The sequence below is a fragment of the Phyllobacterium sp. 01N428 genome, from assembly GCF_056399405.1.
On sequence record NZ_JBFTRH010000011.1, the window covers coordinates 16,616 to 37,917 of the forward strand.

18 protein-coding genes are annotated in these 21,302 nt (G+C 59.4%); 11 read left to right on the plus strand and 7 right to left on the minus strand.

Annotated elements, in window-relative coordinates:
* Positions 1–28: 28 nt before the first annotated feature.
* Complete coding sequence (locus tag AC1DNI_RS21705; RefSeq protein WP_477693387.1) at positions 29–835, minus strand: AraC family transcriptional regulator; 807 nt, start codon at positions 833–835, stop codon at positions 29–31.
* A gap of 196 nt (positions 836–1,031) precedes the next feature.
* On the opposite strand from AC1DNI_RS21705, the gene AC1DNI_RS21710 reads away from it, so the two are divergent.
* Both AC1DNI_RS21710 and AC1DNI_RS21715 read left to right on the plus strand, forming a co-directional pair.
* The gene (locus AC1DNI_RS21710; protein WP_228018270.1) at positions 1,032–2,456 is read left to right on the plus strand and encodes a DegQ family serine endoprotease; all 1,425 of its coding nucleotides are present in this window, start codon (positions 1,032–1,034) and stop codon (positions 2,454–2,456) included.
* Between the two features lie 16 nt (positions 2,457–2,472).
* Positions 2,473–3,786, plus strand: coding sequence for a replication-associated recombination protein A (locus tag AC1DNI_RS21715; RefSeq protein WP_477693388.1), 1,314 nt, complete (start codon positions 2,473–2,475; stop codon positions 3,784–3,786).
* Positions 3,787–3,838: 52 nt separating this feature from the next.
* On the opposite strand, the gene AC1DNI_RS21720 is transcribed toward AC1DNI_RS21715, so the two are convergent.
* Positions 3,839–5,614: a glucan ABC transporter ATP-binding protein/ permease gene (locus AC1DNI_RS21720; protein WP_027233190.1), complete on the minus strand. Its 1,776-nt coding sequence runs from the start codon at positions 5,612–5,614 to the stop codon at positions 3,839–3,841.
* A 330-nt stretch (positions 5,615–5,944) separates the two neighbouring features.
* Between AC1DNI_RS21720 and AC1DNI_RS21725 the strand changes: the two genes are divergently transcribed.
* The gene (locus tag AC1DNI_RS21725) at positions 5,945–6,931 is read left to right on the plus strand and encodes an RluA family pseudouridine synthase (RefSeq protein WP_477693389.1); all 987 of its coding nucleotides are present in this window, start codon (positions 5,945–5,947) and stop codon (positions 6,929–6,931) included.
* Between the two features lie 68 nt (positions 6,932–6,999).
* Positions 7,000–7,791, plus strand: coding sequence for an ATP12 family chaperone protein (locus tag AC1DNI_RS21730; RefSeq protein ID WP_477693390.1), 792 nt, complete (start codon positions 7,000–7,002; stop codon positions 7,789–7,791).
* A 67-nt stretch (positions 7,792–7,858) separates the two neighbouring features.
* On the opposite strand, the gene glnA is transcribed toward AC1DNI_RS21730, so the two are convergent.
* The 4 genes from glnA to uvrA form a co-directional block, all read right to left on the minus strand.
* Positions 7,859–9,268, minus strand: a complete 1,410-nt coding sequence (gene glnA / locus AC1DNI_RS21735) for a type I glutamate--ammonia ligase (RefSeq protein ID WP_027233193.1) — start codon at positions 9,266–9,268, stop codon at positions 7,859–7,861.
* Between the two features lie 71 nt (positions 9,269–9,339).
* On the minus strand, positions 9,340–9,678 hold the full coding sequence (locus AC1DNI_RS21740; protein WP_027233194.1) for a P-II family nitrogen regulator: 339 nt from the start codon (positions 9,676–9,678) through the stop codon (positions 9,340–9,342).
* A 243-nt stretch (positions 9,679–9,921) separates the two neighbouring features.
* Entirely contained in the window at positions 9,922–10,728 is an 807-nt protein-coding gene (locus AC1DNI_RS21745; RefSeq protein ID WP_477693391.1) for a DUF72 domain-containing protein, read from the minus strand.
* A 59-nt stretch (positions 10,729–10,787) separates the two neighbouring features.
* Positions 10,788–13,709, minus strand: coding sequence for an excinuclease ABC subunit UvrA (uvrA, locus tag AC1DNI_RS21750; RefSeq protein ID WP_477693392.1), 2,922 nt, complete (start codon positions 13,707–13,709; stop codon positions 10,788–10,790).
* A gap of 417 nt (positions 13,710–14,126) precedes the next feature.
* On the opposite strand from uvrA, the gene AC1DNI_RS21755 reads away from it, so the two are divergent.
* The 5 genes from AC1DNI_RS21755 to AC1DNI_RS21775 all read left to right on the plus strand — a co-directional run bounded on the left by AC1DNI_RS21755 (position 14,127) and on the right by AC1DNI_RS21775 (position 18,615).
* Positions 14,127–14,642: a single-stranded DNA-binding protein gene (locus tag AC1DNI_RS21755; RefSeq protein WP_091922962.1), complete on the plus strand. Its 516-nt coding sequence runs from the start codon at positions 14,127–14,129 to the stop codon at positions 14,640–14,642.
* 542 nt (positions 14,643–15,184) lie between these two features.
* Positions 15,185–16,282, plus strand: coding sequence for a porin (locus AC1DNI_RS21760; RefSeq protein ID WP_477693393.1), 1,098 nt, complete (start codon positions 15,185–15,187; stop codon positions 16,280–16,282).
* A gap of 123 nt (positions 16,283–16,405) precedes the next feature.
* Positions 16,406–16,825 (plus strand): hypothetical protein, encoded by a 420-nt coding sequence (locus AC1DNI_RS21765; RefSeq protein ID WP_027233218.1) that lies wholly within the window; start codon positions 16,406–16,408, stop codon positions 16,823–16,825.
* A 3-nt stretch (positions 16,826–16,828) separates the two neighbouring features.
* Positions 16,829–18,061 carry an HlyD family secretion protein gene (locus AC1DNI_RS21770; protein ID WP_477693394.1) on the plus strand — a complete coding sequence of 411 codons (1,233 nt, stop codon included), beginning with the start codon at positions 16,829–16,831 and terminating at the stop codon, positions 18,059–18,061.
* Between the two features lie 113 nt (positions 18,062–18,174).
* A complete protein-coding gene (locus AC1DNI_RS21775) occupies positions 18,175–18,615 on the plus strand; it encodes a YqaA family protein (RefSeq protein ID WP_477693395.1) in 441 nt (146 codons plus the stop codon).
* 20 nt (positions 18,616–18,635) lie between these two features.
* Here AC1DNI_RS21775 and AC1DNI_RS21780 read toward each other — a convergent pair whose 3' ends face one another.
* Positions 18,636–19,043: a DUF2000 family protein gene (locus AC1DNI_RS21780; protein WP_477693396.1), complete on the minus strand. Its 408-nt coding sequence runs from the start codon at positions 19,041–19,043 to the stop codon at positions 18,636–18,638.
* Positions 19,044–19,078: 35 nt separating this feature from the next.
* Here AC1DNI_RS21780 and AC1DNI_RS21785 point away from each other — a divergent pair, with 35 nt between their 5' ends.
* Together AC1DNI_RS21785 and AC1DNI_RS21790 are read left to right on the plus strand one after the other, a co-directional pair.
* Positions 19,079–19,942 carry an AraC family transcriptional regulator gene (locus AC1DNI_RS21785; RefSeq protein WP_477693397.1) on the plus strand — a complete coding sequence of 288 codons (864 nt, stop codon included), beginning with the start codon at positions 19,079–19,081 and terminating at the stop codon, positions 19,940–19,942.
* A gap of 58 nt (positions 19,943–20,000) precedes the next feature.
* Positions 20,001–21,290, plus strand: a complete 1,290-nt coding sequence (locus tag AC1DNI_RS21790) for an NAD(P)/FAD-dependent oxidoreductase (protein WP_477693398.1) — start codon at positions 20,001–20,003, stop codon at positions 21,288–21,290.
* The last annotated feature ends 12 nt before the right edge of the window (positions 21,291–21,302 follow it).

Consider the following 21,302-nt stretch of genomic DNA (forward strand, 5'->3'; position numbering starts at 1 on the left):
ACGTGGCGTCTTGAACGAGATTGCAAGGTCAGGCGTATGACGCCGCGTAGGCACCCGGAGAGACCCCGAATTTGCGAGTAAAGAGGCGGGTCATGTGGCTCTGGTCAGCGAAGCCACTGGCCGCTGCGGCTTCCGCAAGGCCGATGCGCTGAGCGATAAGGTGCCGCGCGAGGTCGAGCCGGCGTTGCATCAAATAGGCGTGCGGTGAAAGACCCGTGGCCTTGACGAACCCGCGAAGCACTTGAAAGCGGCTGATACCACAGATGTCGGCGAGATCGGCAAGGCTGATATTTCTCGCAGGATCGTCATCGATCTTCGCCTTGGCGCGCAGGACGGGGGCAGGGAGCCCGTCCCGGACCCTTGTGCGCTCATGATTCATGCCCTCGAGAAGGCGTAAGAGCAGTTCGTCGCATAGGAGCTTGCTGCTCCCGTCGCCGGTCGCAGTAAGGGCTTTGAACAGGCTGACGAACGGCACAGCAAATCGCGCATCATCGATCACCGGAAGCGTGAACTCAAAATCGCCATCCAGACCCTCGTCGAGCTCGCTTGTGGCTTCGGCAATGACGGACGGATCAAAATAGAGCATGCGCCAGCTGCGCCCAGCATCGCCGATCGGCATCCCGTCATGGATCTCACCGGGATTGACCGTGATCATGTTGCCGGCCCCAGCTTCCACCATGCCGCGGCCGCTCGCGGATTTCTGTGCGCCTTGCTCGATGAGGCCGAAACCGTATTGCTCGTGAAAGTGACGCGGAAAGGCATGGGCCGTGGAAGCAGCTACAGCTTCAACCCCGGCAATATGACTAAGGTAGATATGGAACTCGCCCTTTGCCATGCTCGTCTCGCTTTGACCGCCAGTGTCACGGCCGCATTTTCTTCTACGCCAAATCGCCGATCTGCAGAAGCGGCAATTTGCGCGGGGCAAGCGCACCCTTGCGTCTCAAATTTGCTTTGTTTCTTCGCTGGTATTCGGCTCTAAAAGCGCCACATTGGTCGAGAGTTTGACTGATTCATCACTTCAGGAGATCGCCATGAGTTCCAAGGTTGCCGCCTCGGCGCGGACCCTCATTCTCTGCACAGCACTGCTTTCCGGCACTGTAGCGCCCGTTTTCGCACAGACGGCGGCAGACACGACCAGGCAGCTTCCGGCGACGCGAAGTGACATGCAGCTTTCCTTCGCGCCTTTGGTCAAGCAGACGGCGGGCGCTGTGGTGAATGTTTATGCCGCCCACGCCGTTCAAAGCCGCTCGCCTTTCGCAGGCGATCCATTTTTCGAGCAGTTTTTCGGCGGTCAGTTCAATGGGCCGCCGCGCGTCCAGTCCGCGCTCGGTTCTGGCGTCATTGCCGATGCTTCCGGCATCATCGTGACCAACAACCACGTGATCCGCGATGCCGATACAGTGAAGGTTGCGCTGTCGGACGGCCGCGAATTCGACTCCAAGGTGCTGCTGAAGGATGAATCGACGGATCTCGCCATCCTCAAGATCGAAGCGGGCGAAGCATTGCCATCGCTTCAACTGGCCGATTCCGACAAGGTGGAGGTTGGTGACCTCGTTCTCGCGATCGGCAATCCGTTCGGCGTCGGCCAGACGGTAACCAGCGGCATAGTCTCGGCGCAGGCGCGGACGCGCGTCGGCATTTCCGATTTCGACTTCTTTATCCAGACCGACGCCGCGATCAATCCGGGTAATTCCGGCGGCGCCCTCATCGACATGAGCGGCAAGCTTATCGGCATCAACACGGCGATCTTCTCACGTTCAGGTGGCTCGATCGGTATCGGATTTGCTATTCCTTCCAATATGGTACGCGCCGTTGTTGAGACGGCCAAGGGCGGCGCGGATACCTTCGAGCGGCCCTATATCGGCGCTGCCTTCCAGAACGTGACGCCGGATGTCGCCGAGAGCCTCGGCATGAAGCAGCCCTATGGCGCGCTTGTGACTGCGGTTACCAAGGATAGCCCGGCCGAAAAGGGTGGACTGCTGGTCGGTGACGTCGTCCTCTCCGTCGACGGCGTGCGCATCGAGAATCCGGACGGTCTCGGCTATCGCCTGACGACGGCGGGTATCGGCAAGAGTGTAAAGTTCGACGTGCTCAGCCGCGCCAAGGAAAAGACCGTCACCGTCGCGCTAGAAAAGCCGCGGCCGGATTCTGCCGACAACCAGATGCTGATCCAGGGACGCAATCCCCTGTCCGGCGCGCATGTGATCAAACTCTCGCCGAGCAGCGCGTCACGCCTCGACCTTCCATCGGATACGGAGGGTGTGGCAATCGACAAGGTGTTTCCAAACACGCCGGCGGCGCGCATCGGCTTGCAACCCGGCGATATTGTCCGCGGGGTCAACGGCGCGGAGATTGCGAGCGTCTCCGACCTCAGCAAAGCGATGTCAGCGAAGCCGACGCTTTGGCGCTTCGATTTCGAGCGCGGCGGTGCCATAATCCGCCAGGTCATTCGCTGATACGGAAAAAGGAAACATGGCGGATCTCTTTTCAGTCGGCGAGGATCCGGCATTGGACAAAAGCCGGCCGCTTGCGGATCGCTTGAGGCCGAAAACATTGCAGGAAGTAACCGGCCAGGAACATCTTACCGGGCCGGAGGGTGCGTTGACGCGCATGATCGAATCCGGTTCGCTTGGCTCGATGATCTTCTGGGGGCCGCCGGGTACGGGCAAGACGACGGTGGCGCGGCTCCTCGCCAATGAAACCGATCTGGCGTTCGAGCAGATTTCGGCGATATTCTCGGGCGTCGCCGACCTGAAGAAAGTCTTCGACGCGGCACGTGCGCGCAAAATGTCCGGGCGGCGCACGCTGCTCTTCGTCGACGAAATTCATCGTTTCAACCGCGCACAACAGGATTCCTTTCTGCCTGTCATGGAGGACGGGACAATCGTGCTTGTCGGCGCGACCACTGAGAACCCGTCGTTCGAGCTTAACGCCGCTCTCCTGTCGCGTGCCCGCGTCCTGGTGTTTCACCCGCATGACGAGGCAAGCCTTGCCGCCCTGATGCAGCGGGCGGAGATTCATGAGGGCCGCGAGCTTCCGCTGACGGAGGAAGCGCGCGCCAGCCTGGTGCGTATGGCCGATGGCGATGGCCGGGCAATTCTAACGCTTGCCGAGGAAGTGTGGCGGGCGGCACGCGACGGCGAAACCTTCGATGCGGAACGGGTCCAGCAGATCGTGCAGCGGCGTGCGCCCGTCTATGACAAGGGGCAGGACGGCCATTATAATCTGATCTCCGCGCTGCACAAATCGGTGCGGGGCTCCGATCCGGATGCCGCTCTCTATTATCTCTGCCGTATGTTCGATGCCGGGGAAGATCCGCTCTATATCGGGCGCCGGCTGGTGCGGATGGCGAGCGAGGATATCGGGCTTGCGGACCCGCAGGCGCTGGCGATCTGCAATGCAGCCAAGGACGCCTACGATTATCTCGGCTCACCCGAGGGCGAACTGGCGCTGGCTGAAGCCTGCGTCTATCTGGCGACCGCGCCGAAATCCAACGCCATCTACACCGCCTATAAGGCGGCGATGCAGGCGGCCAAGCAACATGGCTCCCTCGTGCCGCCCAAGCATATCCTCAACGCGCCGACGAAACTGATGAAGGGCGAGGGTTACGGCAAGGGCTATGCCTATGACCACGATCAGCCCGACGCCTTTTCGGGTCAGAACTATTTCCCCGAAGCCCTTGGCCGCCAGACCTTTTACGACCCGCCGGAGCGCGGGTTCGAACGGGAGTTGCGCAAGCGCATCGATTATTGGAACAAGCTGCGCAAGGAACGCGGCGAGGAGTGAATACAAAAAGGGCCGCTGAAGAGCGGCCCTTGATCGTTTCATGTCAGTCTTTTCAAGCGGCTTCCGGCTTGCGCGGGAAGGGCGTGACATTTGCGGTATCGTCGTCGAGCTTCAGGCCACCGGCCTTGAGCAACGAGGTAAAGCGGCCATTCTGGCGTGCAAGCTCGTCGAAGCTGCCCTTCTCGACGACTTCGCCCTGATCCATGAAGAGCACGAGGTCGGCATCACGGACCGTCGAAAGACGGTGAGCGATGATGAAGGTGGTGCGGTTCTGGCAGAGCTTGTCGACTGCAACCTTGACGCGGGCCTCGGTCTCGACGTCGAGCGCGCTCGTCGCCTCGTCAAGGACCAGTATGGGCGCATCTTTAAGGATGGCGCGGGCGATGGCGACACGCTGGCGCTCACCACCGGAAAGCTGCGAACCGCGCTCGCCGACGACGGTGCCGTAACCCGCCGACTTGGAGAGGATGAAATCGCTCGCATCGGCTGCTTCCGCTGCGGCCAAAACGTCTTCGTCGCTCGCCTTCGGACGGCCGACGCGAATATTGTCCTCGATCGAGCGGTTGAACATGCCGGCATCCTGGAACACGGTCGCGATGGCATTGCGCAGCGAGCGACGGCTGATCGTCCTCGTATCGATATTGTCGACGAGGATGCGGCCTTCCTTTGGATCGTAAACCCGCTGCAGGAGATTGATCAGGGTCGTCTTGCCGGCGCCGGTCGGGCCGACGATGGCAACCGTCTGGCCAGCCTTGGCCTTGAAGGAGACGTGCTTCAGACCCTGTGTCGAATTGGCGAAGGCGAAGGAAACATCCTCGAACTCCACATCGCCTTTAACATTGTCGATGTCATGCGCCGACTTGGACTCGACTTCATAAGCTGCCGAAGCTTCCATCTCGAAGAAGTCTTCGAGCTTGGCGCGTGCCGCAAAGATCTGGTTGACGAAGGCGCTCAGCTGGTCGAGGCGGCCGATGAGGAGGGCGGCAAAGCCGGTAAAGGCAACGACTTGCCCGACATTCATCTCGCCGTGGGCGACGAAGTAGGAGCCGAGAAACAAGACGACGATCATCGAAATGGTAGCGGCCATGCGGTTGATGCCGCTGGCAAGGGCCCACCAGTTGAGGACCGGATACTGCGAGTCGAGGAGTTGCTTCGCATAGGTCTGGAGCGCACGGGTCTCCTCGTCTATGCGGTTATAGCTCTGCAACACGGAAATATTGCCCATCGAGTCGGTGACGTGGCTGAACGCCTTGATATGATGACGCTCAACCTGCGCCTGACCATCCTTGGTCTTGGCGGTGACAACGCGGCTGACGATGACATAGACGACGCCGAGCACAGCGAGAACCGAAGCAAGACGCCAATCCTGGGCCAAGGCCAGCGGTATGAGGCCAACCAGGGCGACCATCGTAGCAAGGTGCGTGCGCATGAATTCCAGCCACAGGCCGAACAGCGTCTCGATGGCGCGCAACAGCGTGTGCATGGAATTGGACGTGCCGCGCTGATGATGCCAGGACAGCGGCATGCTGATGACGCGATTATAGGATTCGGTCAGCACAGCAAGCTTGCGCCTATGCGCCAGCCGATCTGCCTCGCGGGACACCAGTACGTTTGCGCCGATATGAAACAGGCCGACGGCGGCAAGCTGCGTCAGCGGAAACAAAACGTCCGCTTTCATAGAGATTGCATAGATGACTCGGCCCACAAGAACAGGCTCGATCAGCATGGTTAAGGCCAAGGCGATGTTGACGACACAGATGAATACTGTCGCGCCTTTCTCTTCGCCAAGATATTGGAGCGATTTCCAATAGATACCTAACAATGACACTTTGCCACTCCGCTTGCTTGGGGACGCTACTCGCGCGCAGATTTGACTCTGCATCAGACTCTTGTGCACCGCAATATTCAACACCTGAAAGTCTTCGTAGTTTCAAGCTCCAGGCAGGAACAATTTTCTACGTCGCGTAACGTCCCGTGAAGATTCAACCATTTGAGTTTGCAAAATAAAGAAGCGCGCCTGAATGTAATATGAACGAAATTATACTTGTGGTTTAGGTAGCGTTTTGCCCGCTGTGCGGCGGGTAATCGCATGAGCCTCGCAATATGGCTCGCAACAGTTGCCGCATAGTGTTATGCGCATGCCTGAAAGGTCAGGTTTATGGCAGTTGTAGAACAAAAAACAGTCGATACAGGTGAGGCGGAGATGCGCCTCGACCGATGGTTCAAGGTGCATTATCCGGGGCTCGGCTTCGGCCATTTGCAGAAATTGCTGCGGTCGGGGCAGATCAGGGTCGACGGGTCGCGGGCAAAGTCGGACACCCGCCTGCAGGCGGGTCAGAGCGTGCGAATTCCGCCTTTGCCAGTCGATTCAAAGGCCGAGGGCAACCTTACCGGCAAAAGCATACGCGGCCGTGAGGATGGCGACGTCCTGTCGCAAATGTTGCTATACGAAGACCCCAAGGTATTCGTGTTCAACAAGCCGGCGGGGCTCGCGGTCCAGGGTGGCTCCGGCGTCAATCGCCATGTGGACGACATGCTCGGAGCCTGGCGGAACAAGAAGGGCGAAAAGCCGCGTCTCGTGCATCGGCTCGACCGGGATACCTCCGGCGTTCTCGTCGTTGCAAGGACCCGCGGCGCCGCGCAGGCTCTCACCGCTGCGTTCCGCGAGCGCGACACCAAGAAGACCTATTGGGCATTGGTGAAGGGCGTGCCGCGCAAGCGCGAGGACAAGATCACCACCTGGCTGGTGAAGGAGGCGACAGTCGATGGTGACCGAATGCGTATCGCCAAGCATGGTGAGCCGGATTCCGACCATGCCGTTTCCTACTACCGCGTCATTGAATCGGCGGGACAGGTGCTGACTTGGCTCGAGATGGAGCCATATACGGGACGAACGCACCAGTTGCGCGTTCACGCCGCCCATATCGGCTGCCCTATCATCGGGGATCCGAAGTATTTCGAGGCGGATACGAACTGGTCGTTCCCGGGCGGGATTCAAAATCGCCTGCATCTTCATGCGCGGCGCATCCGCGTTCCCAATCCATCGGGTGGGATAATCGATGTCACAGCGCCCTTGCCGCCGCACATGGTGCAATCCTGGAACCTGCTCGGCTTTGACGAGGCCGATGCGGACGAAGAGATGTAAGCGGCTTGCCCGCGCATTCTCTCGCGCCTATATCCGCCGAAACGAATTGAACATCAATGGGTAACGACATGCGCAACGATCTCTTCAACCTCGATGCGAAAGAGGGGCTTTCCGATCCCGATCCGGTTCGGCGCGCCCAGATACAGTCGAAACTGCCACTGCCGAAGCGGTTCTACAAGGACGCGCAGGTCGCTGAGTGCGACGGCAGGTTCGTCGTCGAACTCGACGGTCGCAGGGTCAAGACGCCGGCGCGCCAGGACCTGGCCCTGCCGACACAGGCCGCCGCGCAATTGGTAGCGGACGAGTTTGCGGCGCAGGAAAAGGAAATCGATCCAGCGCGGATGCCGGCAACGCGCATCGCCAACACGGCAATCGATGGGATCGTGCAGGATCCGCAGGCGGTGCTCGAGGATGTGCTGCGCTTTGCTGCGTCGGATATGCTCTGCTATCGCGCCGGTTCGCCCGAGCGGCTTGTGGCACGTCAGACCGAACTTTGGGATCCGCTGGTCGACTGGGCCGGGGCCAGCCTCGGCGCGCGCTTCATGCTCGCGGAAGGTGTCATGCATATCGAACAGCCGCGCGAGGCACTCGCCGCTTTCAGCGTGCATCTCTTGCAGTTCAGCGATCCCTTCGCTATCGCCGCCCTCCACACGATCACGACGCTGACGGGTTCTGCCATTCTTGCGCTGGCCGTCGCCAAGGGTGAAATCTCAGGTGCGGAAGCCTGGAAGCTTGCTCATGTGGACGAGGACTGGACGATCGAGCACTGGGGCGAAGATGCGGAAGCGAGCGAGCGCCGGGCCATTCGCGAGCGGGAAATGATAGCGGCCGTCCAAATGCTGGAAGCTGTCGGAAGCTGATTGGTCCAAGACAGGGCAATAAAAAACCCCGGCGAAAGCCGGGGTTTTTCGTTGTTATATCAGGTGCTTACACCGAGTAGTACATGTCGTACTCGACCGGATGCGGGGTCATCTCGAAACGCATGACCTCGGCCATCTTCAGTTCGATGAAAGAATCGATCTGATCGTCGTCGAAGACACCGCCGGCCTTGAGGAAGCCGCGATCCTTGTCGAGGCTCTGCAGGGCCTCGCGCAGGCTGCCGCAAACAGTCGGAATCTTCTTCAGTTCCTTGGCCGGCAGGTCATAAAGATCCTTGTCCATCGGCTGGCCGGGATGAATCTTGTTCTTGATGCCGTCGAGACCAGCCATCAGCATGGCGCTGAAAGCGAGGTAAGGATTGGCCGAAGGATCGGGGAAACGGATTTCCACGCGCTTCGACTTCGGCGACGAGCCGAAGGGGATGCGGCAGGAAGCCGAACGGTTGCGGGCGGAGTAGGCCAGCAGAACCGGCGCCTCGTAGCCCGGTACCAGGCGCTTGTACGAGTTGGTCGACGGGTTGGTGAAAGCGTTGATTGCCTTGGCATGCTTGATGATGCCGCCGATGAAGAACAGGCAGTTCTCGGAAAGACCGGCATATTCATTGCCGGCGAATGTCGGCTTGCCGTCCCTCCAGATCGACATGTGGACGTGCATGCCCGAGCCGTTGTCGCCGAAAACCGGCTTCGGCATGAAGGTCGCGGTCTTGCCATAGGCATTGGCAACCTGGTGCACGACGTACTTATAGATCAGCATCTTGTCGGCGTTGCGGGTGAGCGCATCGAACTTGACGCCGAGCTCGTGCTGGGCAGCCGCCACTTCGTGGTGGTGCTTTTCAACGCGCACGCCCATTTCGGTGAGGACGGTCAGCATTTCCGAGCGCATGTCCTGACAGGAATCGATCGGCGGGACCGGGAAATAGCCGCCCTTGATGCGCGGGCGGTGGCCGAGATTGCCGGTCTCGTAGTCGGTGTCGTCGTTCGACGGCAGTTCGGTCGAGTCGAGCTTGAACCCTGTGTTGTAGGGATCGGCCTTGTACTTGACGTCGTCAAAGACGAAGAATTCGGCTTCCGGACCGACGAAGATGGTGTCGCCTACGCCCTGCGCCTTCATGTAGGCCTCGGCCTTCTTGGCGGTGCCGCGCGGGTCGCGATTATAGGCTTCGCCGGAAATCGGGTCGAGGATGTCGCACAGGATGACCATTGTCGACTGGGCGAAGAACGGGTCCATGTGAACCGTGTCAGTGTCGGGCATCAGTACCATGTCGGACTCATTGATGGCCTTCCAGCCGGCAATCGAGGAACCGTCGAACATGACGCCATCGGCGAACATGTCTTCATCGACTTCTGCAATATCCATCGTCACGTGCTGCAGCTTGCCCTTGGGGTCGGTGAAACGAAGGTCAAGGAACTTCACATCGTTGTCCTTGATCTGTTTCAGGATGTCTTTGGCGGTGGTCATGTTTTTTCCTCACTCGGTGACGATGATTGGGTTTGCCGGCCCGAACGTGCCAGCAGATGGGAGAGTTAGCTTTAGATTGCGTCGATGCCGGACTCGCCTGTCCGGATACGCACGACTTCCTCGATGTTGGAGACGAATATCTTGCCATCGCCGATGCGGCCGGTTTGCGCGGCCTTGCGGATCGCCTCGATGGCGGCCTCGACGGAATCGTCGCCGAGAACGATCTCGACCTTCACTTTCGGCAGGAAATCGACGACGTACTCGGCGCCGCGATAGAGTTCCGTATGGCCCTTCTGGCGGCCGAAGCCCTTTGCTTCGGTAACGGTAATGCCTTGAAGCCCCACTTCCTGCAGTGCCTCTTTCACCTCATCCAGCTTGAATGGTTTGATGATGGCTTCGATTTTCTTCATCAGAGAATAATCTCCCTATGTACACAAAACGAGCCTCTTGCCCGCTTGCCTCAACAAAAGCAGGAACTATGCCAATTCGGCGGCGTAGTCACAAATATCGACGTTACGGCGTAGAGGGCGGCGCATTTGTCCCCGCCGCGTTATTCCAACGTACGATAACCTCGAAAAAGGGCCGAGGGTCCAGATTAAAAAATAAGCAAACTGCATAAAAATTATGCGGTAATCCGAGGTGCGAGTGCCGGCTTACTGCTTGATCCGCTGTGCGAGTGCTTGAGCTGCCTGCGGAGCGCGCACTTTGCCTTCATGGATGAAATAAACAAACACGTCGCGTTGGCGCTTATGCGCCTTCTCGTCGGGAGCGGCAAGCGGCAGATCCTCGGGTACGTTGCCCTTTGCCCAGTCCTTGGCGCGGTCGGCCCATTTGTCGAGGGCTTCCGTCGGATAGGCTGTCTCGACTGCATCGTCACCTTTCTGCAAACGCGCATAGACGAAATCCGCGGTCACATCGGCGATTTCGGGATATTCGAAGTGCTCGGCGTAAACCACTGCAACGTTCTTCTTGCGGGCAAGCGCAATGAAATCCGGATCGACGAAGGAGGGGTTGCGGACTTCCACGGCATGGCGGAGCGCGTGCCCCGCTTCCTTTTCCGGCAGAAGATCGAGGAACGCGCCGAAATCCTCGGCGTTGAATTTTTTCGTCGGCGCGAATTGCCAGACGAGCGGGCCGAGCCTGTCACCGAGTTCGACCACTCCGGACTTGCAGAAAAATTCGATGGATTCACCGGCTTCCGCCAGCACCCCCCGATTGGTGACGAAGCGATGGCCCTTGACCGAGAAGATAAAACCATCCGGCACCTGCGAGGCCCATTTGGCGAAAGTCGCCGGCTTTTGCGTGCTGTAGTAGGTGCTGTTGATCTCGATGGTCTGAAGGTGCTGGCCGGCATACTCCAGTTCCTTGGTCTTCGACAGACCCTTCGGATAGAAGGTGCCGCGCCAGGGTTCGAAGATCCATCCGCCGATGCCGGTGCGCACGGTTCCGCTGTCGGTCATTTATTCTCCTCCCGCTATGCCAATACGAAAAACCCACCACGGTCGTGGCGGGTTCTTGATCACTCGGCGGCGGCCTGCGCTTTGTGGCCGGGACGCCGGTTCAGAAGTTCCTTGAGGAAATGACCGGTATAGGAGCGATCGACCTCGATAATGTCCTCGGGACGTCCGACCGCAACGATCTCGCCGCCGCCGTCGCCGCCATGCGGCCCAAGATCGATCACCCAGTCCGCAGTCTTGATCACTTCGAGGTTGTGCTCGATGACCACCACCGTATTGCCCTGGTCGACCAGTTCGTGCAGCACTTCGAGGAGCTTCGCCACGTCGTGGAAGTGCAGGCCGGTCGTCGGCTCGTCGAGGATGTAGAGCGTGCGGCCGGTAGCCTTGCGCGACAGTTCCTTGGCGAGCTTGATGCGTTGCGCCTCGCCGCCGGAAAGCGTGTTGGCTTGCTGTCCCACATGAATATAACCGAGGCCGACCTTGGCCAGGGTTTGCAACTTGTCGCGAACGGCCGGAACGGCGGCGAAGAACTCCGCGCCTTCCTCGACCGTCATATCGAGCACGTCGGCAATCGACTTGCCCTTGAACAATACTTCGAGCGTTTCGCGATTGTAGCGCTTGCCGTGACAGACGTCGCAGGTGACATAGACGTCGGGCAGAAAGTGCATTTCGATCTTGATGACGCCATCGCCCTGGCAGGCTTCGCAGCGCCCGCCCTTGACGTTGAAGGAAAAGCGGCCGGGCTGGTAACCGCGGGCTTTCGCCTCGGGAAGCCCCGCAAACCAGTCGCGGATGGGCGTGAACGCACCGGTATAGGTCGCCGGATTTGAGCGCGGCGTGCGACCGATGGGAGACTGGTCGATATCGATCACCTTGTCGAGATATTCGAGTCCGTCGATGCGATCGTGCTCCGCCGGGTGCTCCCGCGAACCCATGATGCGCCGCGACGCAGCCTTGAAAAGTGTTTCAATGAGGAAGGTCGACTTGCCGCCGCCCGACACGCCCGTCACCGCCGTAAAGGTGCCGAGCGGGATTTCCGCCGAAACATTCTTGAGATTGTTGCCGCGTGCGCCAACGACCTTGATGCGCTTCTTGTTCAGCTTGCGCCGCTCTGATGGCACGGCTACTTCGATCGCGCCGGAAAGGTATTTGCCGGTCAGCGATTTTGGGTTCGCCATGATGTCGGCGGGCGTTCCCTGGGCGATGATTTCGCCGCCATGGATACCAGCAGCCGGTCCGATGTCGACGACATAATCAGCTGTCAGGATCGCGTCTTCATCATGTTCGACGACGATCACCGTGTTGCCGAGATCCCGCAGGTGACGCAGCGTCTTCAACAATTGTTCGTTGTCGCGCTGGTGCAGGCCAATGGACGGCTCATCGAGGACGTAAAGCACGCCCGTCAGGCCGGAGCCTATTTGCGAGGCGAGCCGGATACGCTGGCTCTCGCCGCCCGACAAGGTGCCGGAATTGCGCGATAGCGCGAGATAATCGAGGCCGACATCGTTCAGAAAGCGCAGGCGCTCGCGGATCTCCTTGAGAATGCGCGCGGCAATCTCGGTCTGCTTTTCGTTAAACGTCTTGTCGATGTCGCGGAACCAGGCGTCGGCATGGCGGATGGACTTCTCGGTGACCTCGCCGATGTGCAATCCGCCGATCTTGACGGCCAGTGCCTCGGGCTTCAGCCGGTAGCCGTTGCAGGCCGGGCAGGGGGTGCCGGACATGAAGCGTTCGATTTCCTCACGCGACCAGGCGGAATCCGTTTCCTTCCAGCGACGCTCGAGGTTTGGAATGACGCCCTCGAAAGGCTTGGTCGTGCGGTACGACCGCAGACCGTCATCATAGGCGAACTGGACTTCGCGGTTGCCGGTGCCATAGAGGATGGCTTTTTGGGCCTCTTCGCTCAAATCGCTCCAACGGTCGCCAAGCTTGAAGCCATAGGCTGCGCCGAGCGCGTCCAGCGTCTGGTTGTAGTAGGGCGAGCTCGACTTCGACCACGGGGAGATGGCTCCGTTCTTGAGGGTCACATTCTCATCAGGCACGATCATGGTCGGATCGATGGCCTTTTGCGTGCCGAGTCCATCGCAGGTCGGGCAGGCGCCGAATGGATTGTTGAACGAGAACAGCCGCGGCTCGATCTCGGGAATTGTAAATCCCGAAACCGGGCAGGCAAATTTTTCCGAGAACATGAGCCGTTCATGGGTCTCGTTCTTGGACTTGTTGGCGGATTCACTCGCCGTCTCGTCCGCCGGCAACGGCTTGTCGGCAAATTCCGCAATCGCGATGCCGTCGGCGAGTTTCAGGCAGGTCTCGAGACTGTCGGCAAGGCGCGCCGACATGTCCGGGCGCACGACGATACGATCGACCACAACGTCGATATCGTGCTTGTATTTCTTGTCGAGCGCAGGGACATCGGCGATTTCATAAAAGATGCCGTCCACCTTGACGCGCTGGAAGCCGCGTTTCTGCAGGTCCGCCAGTTCCTTGCGGTACTCACCCTTACGGCCGCGGACGATCGGCGCGAGAATGAAAAGGCGCGTGCCTTCCTCAAGCGCCAGGACGCGATCGACCATCTGGCTGACCGTCTGGCTTTCAATCGGCAGCCCCGTTGCCGGCGAATAGGGAATACCGACGCGCGCGAACAGCAGGCGCAGATAATCATAGATTTCCGTAACCGTGCCGACCGTGGAACGCGGATTGCGGCTGGTTGTCTTCTGCTCGATCGAGATAGCCGGCGACAGGCCATCGATCTGGTCGACGTCCGGCTTCTGCATCATTTCAAGGAATTGCCGCGCATAGGCCGACAGGCTCTCGACATAGCGACGCTGTCCCTCCGCATAGATCGTGTCGAAGGCGAGCGACGACTTCCCCGATCCGGACAGCCCCGTCATGACAATCAGCTTGTCGCGCGGCAGATCGAGGTCAATATTCTTCAAGTTGTGTTCGCGAGCACCGCGAATGGAAATATACTTCTGATCGCTCATGAGTCTTGCCTTTGAGGCACGCCGTTTGGAAGGAGGGATTGCTCTCAGGCGAGAGACTTTCCCTTATTTAGAAAGTCTTTGGCGATTTGCGAGATCAAACCCGGTCGGAATCACCATAGCCATGTTGACATTGCTAGGGCAAGTGATAGAACAAAAATAGAACAAAGGGCAAGAGACTTGCCGATCGTCGCAAAGCGCTTCGCGATGAAAGTGCATTGTCCGGCATCCTGGCGACAGGTTGCACAACAATCATATGCCAAACCTCCTGACAGATTTGGCAGGAGCCTGTCAGTTGGATGGCGAAGCGGGAAATGCGCGGGCTGTATATTGTGGATAGCGGTAATGAATTGCCCGCCGTCCGTGCTCGTTCTGTATGATGGCCGAAATTTTTAGAACAGGGTTGATGGAGTTCATATCATGGCAGGCAGTGTCAACAAGGTCATTCTGGTAGGCAATCTTGGCGCTGACCCGGAAGTGCGGCGGCTCGGTTCGGGCGATCCTGTCGTCAATCTGCGCATCGCCACCTCGGAAAGCTGGCGCGACAAGAACAGCGGCGAGCGCAAGGAAAAGACCGAGTGGCATAGCGTCGTCATCTTCAACGACAATCTCGCTAAGGTCGCTGAGCAATATTTGAAGAAGGGCATGAAGGTCTATCTTGAAGGCGCCCTGCAGACACGCAAATGGCAGGACCAGACCGGCAATGACCGCTACTCGACCGAGGTCGTGCTGCAGAAGTTCCGCGGCGAACTCCAGATGCTGGATTCGCGCGGCGAGGGCGGTGGCCGGTCCTTCGACAACAATTCGGCGCGCGGGCAGGTTTCCGACAATGATTATGGCTCCGACTTCGGGCGTTCCAACGCCTCGTCGTCGAGCAGTTCCTCCAGTTCCGGCGGGAATTTCTCGCGCGATCTCGACGACGAAATCCCGTTCTGAGGAACGCATCGACCCGCAGGGGGGGAACACAGTTCAGATGAAGACAGTTCCTCAACGATAGTGCAGACTGCAATCAACTGAGCTTTTTCCCTATCTTTGGCCGCTTTGGCTTGTTCCCTTTGGCCCCGAAAGTGACATTCGCTGCTTCGAGGCCTGTAGAGCTTAAAAAAAGAGGCTCGGTATTGATCCGAGCCTCGTGCCATTACGGGGAAATGTGCACGGACAAATTCTGCAATGATTTCCGCAAGATAGAAATAGATCAGGCGCTCGGTAAATCGAACTACGACCAAGGGCCCGGGAGTGACCGACCTTAGTCCCAACCGATGCCGCCGGCCGTCGGCCCGTCGTATCACTGACAAGTTGCAATGCTAGGTTGCTTTGAGCCTCCTGGAAAGCTCTGAGGTGTGGCGGCATGGCGACAGTATTGGCTTTCCATGCGTGGTATAGATTGTTCGATGTAGTTGGGATTAGCGCAACATTCGGGGGCGTCGCAGTTTTCCCGATTTTCGTTTGAATGTTGCCGGTACACCCTGGGGGACCTCATGGCTGTTCGAACGCTTCTTTTCTCTTCAGTCGCAGCGATTTTGACGACATCGGCGGCGTATGCAGCCGATGCGGTTGTCGTCGCTGAGCCCGAGCCCGTCGAATATGTGCGCGTATGCGATGCCTACGGCAAGGGTTTCTTCTATCTTCCAGGCACGGAGACTTGCCTGAAGGTGAACGGCTATCTGCGCGTTGATGTCGCCGGCGGCGATGATCCCTATACCGGCGGCCACATCGGGGGAGACGATGACACCTGGTATGCGCGCACGCGCGCCGAAATCCGTTTCGACGCCCGTTCCGAAACCGAGCTTGGCACGCTGCGTTCCTTTGCCGATACCCGCTTCCAATTCACCAACGGCAGTGACGGCGGCGCCTCGCTGCATCAGGGCTATATTGAACTCGGCGGCTTCCAGATCGGCGTGAATGACGTCCTTTTCGGCTCCTGGCTGGGCTATGCGGGCGAGGCGATCATTCAGGATGACGTGATCCAATATGGCTCCGACAGCCTTTCCAGCAATCAGGTCAGCTATACGTTCAAGGGAGGCAATGGTTTTTCCGCGATTGTCGCTGCCGAGCAAGGCGAGGAATTCAACGGCTACGATTACGTCATCGACGATTACATGCCGCATGTGCTCGCCGGCGTGAAACTCCAGCAGGGCTGGGGCCAGATCGGCGCCGTCGTCGGCTATGATTCCGTGCAGGACGATGTCGGCGTAAAGGCTCGCCTCGACGTCAGCCTTACCGACTCCATATCGGCATGGATCATGGCGGGATATCAATCCGACTACGATTCAGATTCCTTCAACACGAACCAGAACCGCAATTGGTACGGTCTGTGGGAGGGTGATTGGGCCGGGTGGGGCGGCTTTGCGGTAAAAGTCACCGAAAAGGCGACCATCAACGGCCAGGCGGCTTATGAAGAGCAGGGCACATGGGCTCTTGCCCTCAACGTCAACTACGAACTTGTGCCCGGCTTCATCATCAGGCCTGAAATCGACTACACCAAGTTTGGCGGGGCCCGCAAGGAACAGGCGGAGAGCGAGTTCGGCGACGATGACGCGATCGGCGGTATTGTCCGCTTCCAGCGTAACTTCTAGATCCGCCTACGGAAAGTTACCGTAACGTACTTTTTTTAGCCGATCCAACGTGTAGGTTGTAGCTTGCGTGCGTGTGCTTGCACGCTTGGGGCCCGAACTTTCTGCATGTGGGAGGAGGCCGTTATGGCCGAAAAAATGAACCCCGCGGTGGTTGACCATCTGCCGTCGTTTATTCCTGTGCCTGGACACAGCGACTGGCTCTTCAACGCCGTCGTTGTCTTTCTGCTCATCGTGGTGCTGGTCGTCGGCAATCTCTATTTTCAGCTTCACGCAGTGCCGGAGCGCATGGCGCACCGCACGAGCAAGGTGCAGATCGAGATCGTCGCCGTGCTGGCGTTGATTTCGCTGTTTACCCACAATCACATCTACTGGATCATTGGCCTGCTGCTCGCGATGATCGAGTTTCCCGACTTTTCGACGCCGATGAGTTCAATCGCCCAATCGTTGGAGCGCATCTCGGGCCGTGAGAGTTCGGCGCTTACAGACGAAGATGCTGCTGCTACCGACGCCGAGAAAATCGCCGGCAAAGGCGAGGGGATCTGAGCCATGTTCGAGTTGCTGCTCTGCTCGATGCTCACCGTGTTTCCCGACTACCTTTTTCGCCGCTATGTCCAGGGCAAGCGCATCGGCCGCGAGATTACGCTCTATACGATGTGGTATGAACTGCGCTGGGGCATAACCGCCTGCCTGCTGCTGACGGTCCTCCTGATTACGACGATTTTCTACTTTCACCCGACAACGAACAACGTCACCGCCATTTTCCGCACCGTCACGATCCTGCCCGAGACCAGTGGGCGCGTCGCCGAAGTCTATGTGACCAACAATGAGACTGTAACGGCGGGTGCGCCGCTGTTCCGGCTTGACAGCTCGGAGCAGGAAGCCGCCAAGGAAACAGCGCAACGCGGCATTGCCGAGGTTGACGCGGCCTCTGCGGTGGCCAAAACCGAACTTGCGGGCGCGGACGGCATGATCCAGCAAGCGCAGGGCGCGCTCCAGCAGGCCATCGACGAACTCAATACGAAGCAGGAGATCATGCGGCGCAACGCCAATGTGGTCGCCCCGCGTGAGATCGAGCGCCTGCAGGTCGTCGTGGATGGCCGCAAAGGCGCCGTCGATGCCGCTGTCGCCAACAAGGAGACGCTGCAGGCGCGCATCGCCGCGCTGCTGCCCGCGCAGAGATCGAGTGCCGAGGCTGCATTGGCGCAGGCGCAGGTCGAGCTCGACAAGATGATCGTGCGCGCCGGCGTCGCGGGGACCGTCCACCAGTTCACATTGCGGCCTGGAGATTTCGTCAATTCGCTCCTGCGTCCGGCCGGGATCCTCGTGCCAACCGAGGCCGGCCGCGTTGCTCTCATTGCCGGCTTCAACCAGATTGAAGCGCAGGTCATGAAGCCCGGGATGATCGCCGAGGCGACCTGCATCGGCAAGCCCTTCACCATCATTCCCATGGTGGTCACCCAGGTGCAGGACGTGATTGCCGCCGGCCAGTTGCGTCCGACCGATCAACTGATCGACGTTCAGCAGATCGCCCAGCCAGGAACTTTGACCGTCTTTCTCGAACCGATATTTGCGGGTGCCCTGGAAGGCATTCCTCCCGGAAGCAGTTGCATCGCCAATGCCTACACCAGCAATCACGCAGCTCTCGAATCAAAGGATCTTGGCACGCTGCATCGCTTTTTCCTGCATGGCGTCGATGCGGTCGGGCTTGTCCATGCGGCGATCCTGCGGATTCAGGCCATATTGCTGCCGGTTCAGGTATTGGTGTTCTCGGGACATTGACGCGGCCCATGACGTGTGGAACGAGGTGCCGAGCTTCTCGTGAAAACGGTCCCGATGTTTCGCATGCCTGAACAAAATACCCGGCTGTGGCTGGTCGAGCCGCGCGCATAGCGATGCCAGCAGATTTCGCGGTCTATGCCGGACTGTTCGCCATTGCTTTTGCGGCCGCAACCATCCTGCCAATGCAGTCGGAGGCGGCACTGGCCGGACTCCTGCTCAGCAATGCCTACCCGCCCGCCGGTCTGATTGCGGTGGCGAGTGCCGGAAATATTTTGGGCTCGGTCGTCAACTGGGGTCTTGGACGCGGTATCGATCGCTTTCGCGACCGCACGTGGTTTCCGGCGAACAGCGCGCAGCTCGACCGCGCCGCATCATGGTATCGACGCTTTGGGCGCTGGACGCTGCTTTTGAGCTGGATGCCGATCGTCGGCGATCCGCTGACGGTGGTTGCCGGTGTTCTGCGCGAACCCCTTGCCAGTTTCGTCATCCTGGTGGCGATAGCAAAGATCGGCCGCTACCTCGCCGTCCTTGGCCTGACGACCGGATTGTCATAGGCCGGCATTTGCCTTGCGGATCACGGGTGCATGCGGGCGCCCTTGGTGATCTTGTCGACCAGCTTCTTGTCGGCGCGCATGGCAATTCCTACGACCTTCGCATCCGAAGGCGCGAATTTCGCAAAGATGGCGCGATTTGCTGCGTCATGACCGGTCGAGAACATTTCCTCGACATAGAGGCAGGTGCGGACATCGCGTTCGAGCGAGCGACGATGGATCGTGGAAATCGTTGCGTGGTCGGCCGCAAGGACGATGACGGGCTGAATTGATAAGGAATTGTAGATATTGCCGTCGCGGTCGCGATAGGGCTCGCCGATCACGTTTGGCGTCTCTGCAACGATGCCGCTCATCAGGAAAGCAGTAACATTCAGCGTCTGCCAAGGGGCAAGGTCATCGCGCAGAACAATTGCAATTTTCGTGTCGAACATAAATATACTAGCCTTTGCAGGTTCGGGTTGAGCGGATGAACAATGTTCTAGGGGAAGCGGCCGCAGAGCGTCTTGGACGTTTGTGCGAACCATCGCTGGAGGACGCGATCGTTGCGGCGCCCTCCAATCCGGGGCTCGAAAGGATCGAGGCGCGTTTTGCCGCCAATGCCTATGAACTGCATCGGCATGATACCTATGCGATCGGCCTGACGCTGCACGGCGTGCAATCCTTCTGGTATCGCGGTGAGCGCCGATGCAGCCTTCCCGGCAACGTCATCGTCCTGCATCCGGACGAGATGCATGATGGCGGGGCGGGGACCGAGGTCGGCCTGCGGTATCGCATGCTCTATCTGGAACCCTCATTGGCACTGGATTCGCTTGGTCCTGCTAGTTCGCTGCCATTCGTGCGCGATCCGGTGCTTAGCGATCCGATGATCGCGGCGGCGCTTTCCGCAGCGCTTGATAATCTCGATGAGGAGCTGGACGAGCTTCTTGTCGATGATGTCATCTCGCGGTTGGCGCAGGGACTGTCGCGCGTCGCCCGGCAATCGCCCAAGCCGACCGACAAACTTGCGGTAAGGCAGGTGGCACTTGTTCGCGATTATCTTGAGGCGCACGCCTTGCGTCTTGTAAGATCGGATGAGCTTGAGGCAATAAGTGGCCTTGATCGCTATGCTTTATCGAGGCAATTCAGGGCGGTGTACGCGACCAGCCCGCATCGTTTCCTGCTCATGCGCCGTCTGCAGCGTGCCCGCGACATGATAAGGATGGGCGAGCCTCTTGCGGAGATCGCCGCCGATACTGGCTTCAGCGACCAGAGCCACCTCAACCGGCAGTTCAAGAAGGCGTTTGGCGTAAAACCGGGCCGCTGGGCCGCACTGGTTGGTTCGAACGCATAATTGTAGTTCGCCGGGCCCTCTGCTAGACAGGCATGCGGTTTGTCCAGCGGAGCCAACGATGACGGAAGATCAGACTCCAGTGCAGCACCGTATCGTCGTTGTCGGCGGTGGTTTTGGCGGGCTCGAGACCGTCTACAATCTTCGCGGTGTCGATGTTGCTATCACTGTCGTAGACCAGCGCAACCACCATCTTTTCCAGCCCTTGCTCTATCAGGTGGCAACGTCGACCCTCGCAACATCCGAGATCGCCTGGCCGATCCGGCATCTGTTGCGGCGCTACAAGAATGTCTTGACGCTGCTTGGCAGCGTGGAAGCCGTGGATACGGCCGCCAAGACGGTGATTACGGCGGATGGCGACGTTATTCCCTATGACACGCTCGTGCTCGCTACCGGCGCCCGCCATGCCTATTTCGGCCATGACGACTGGGAGCCATTTGCGCCCGGCCTGAAGACGCTGGAGGACGCGACCGCGATCCGGCGGCGCATTCTTACGGCTTTTGAGATGGCCGAGCGCGAGCCTGATCCGCAAAAACGGGCACAATATCTGACGTTCGTCATCATCGGCGGCGGGCCGACCGGCGTCGAAATTGCCGGGACAATTGCTGACCTTGCCCGCGACACGCTGAAGGGCGATTTCAGGGAGATCGACCCAGCCAGCGCGCGAGTCGTGCTGATTGAAGGCGGGAGCCGCGTGCTTGGCGCCTTCAAGGAAGACATGTCCGCCTATGCCAAGATGGCGCTGGAAAAGCTCGGCGTGACCGTCCATCTCGGCAATCCGGTTACCGCGTGCCATGCAGACGGGGTCGAATTCGCCGGCCAGACGCTGCGTGCCCGCACGATTATCTGGGCGGCGGGCGTGCAGGCATCGCCCGCTGCCAAATGGCTGGGCGTTCCGGCCGATCGCGCCGGGCGGGTCGTCGTCAATCCAGATCTCACCGTGCCGGGCCACCCTGAGATTTTCGTGATCGGCGATACCGCAACGGTGGCGAATGGCGACAAGGGCACGGTGCCGGGCATCGCACCTGCCGCCAAGCAACAGGGCAAGCACATAGCAAAGACAATCAAGGCGAGGCTTGCGGGCGACAATGCGCCGAAGCCCTTCGTCTACCATCACGCCGGCGATCTCGCGACCATCGGCAAGCGCGCCGCGGTGACCGATTTCGGCTGGTTCAAGCTCAAGGGCTATCTCGCCTGGTGGCTATGGGGCCTCGCCCACATCTACTACCTGATCGGTGTGCGCAATCGCCTCGCCGTGGCGCTGAGCTGGCTGTGGATATCGGTGAGCGGCGTGCGCAGCGCCAGGCTGATCACGCAGCGCGATGCCGCGGAGGAAGACAAGTCAGCGTAGCTTGAGCCAAGG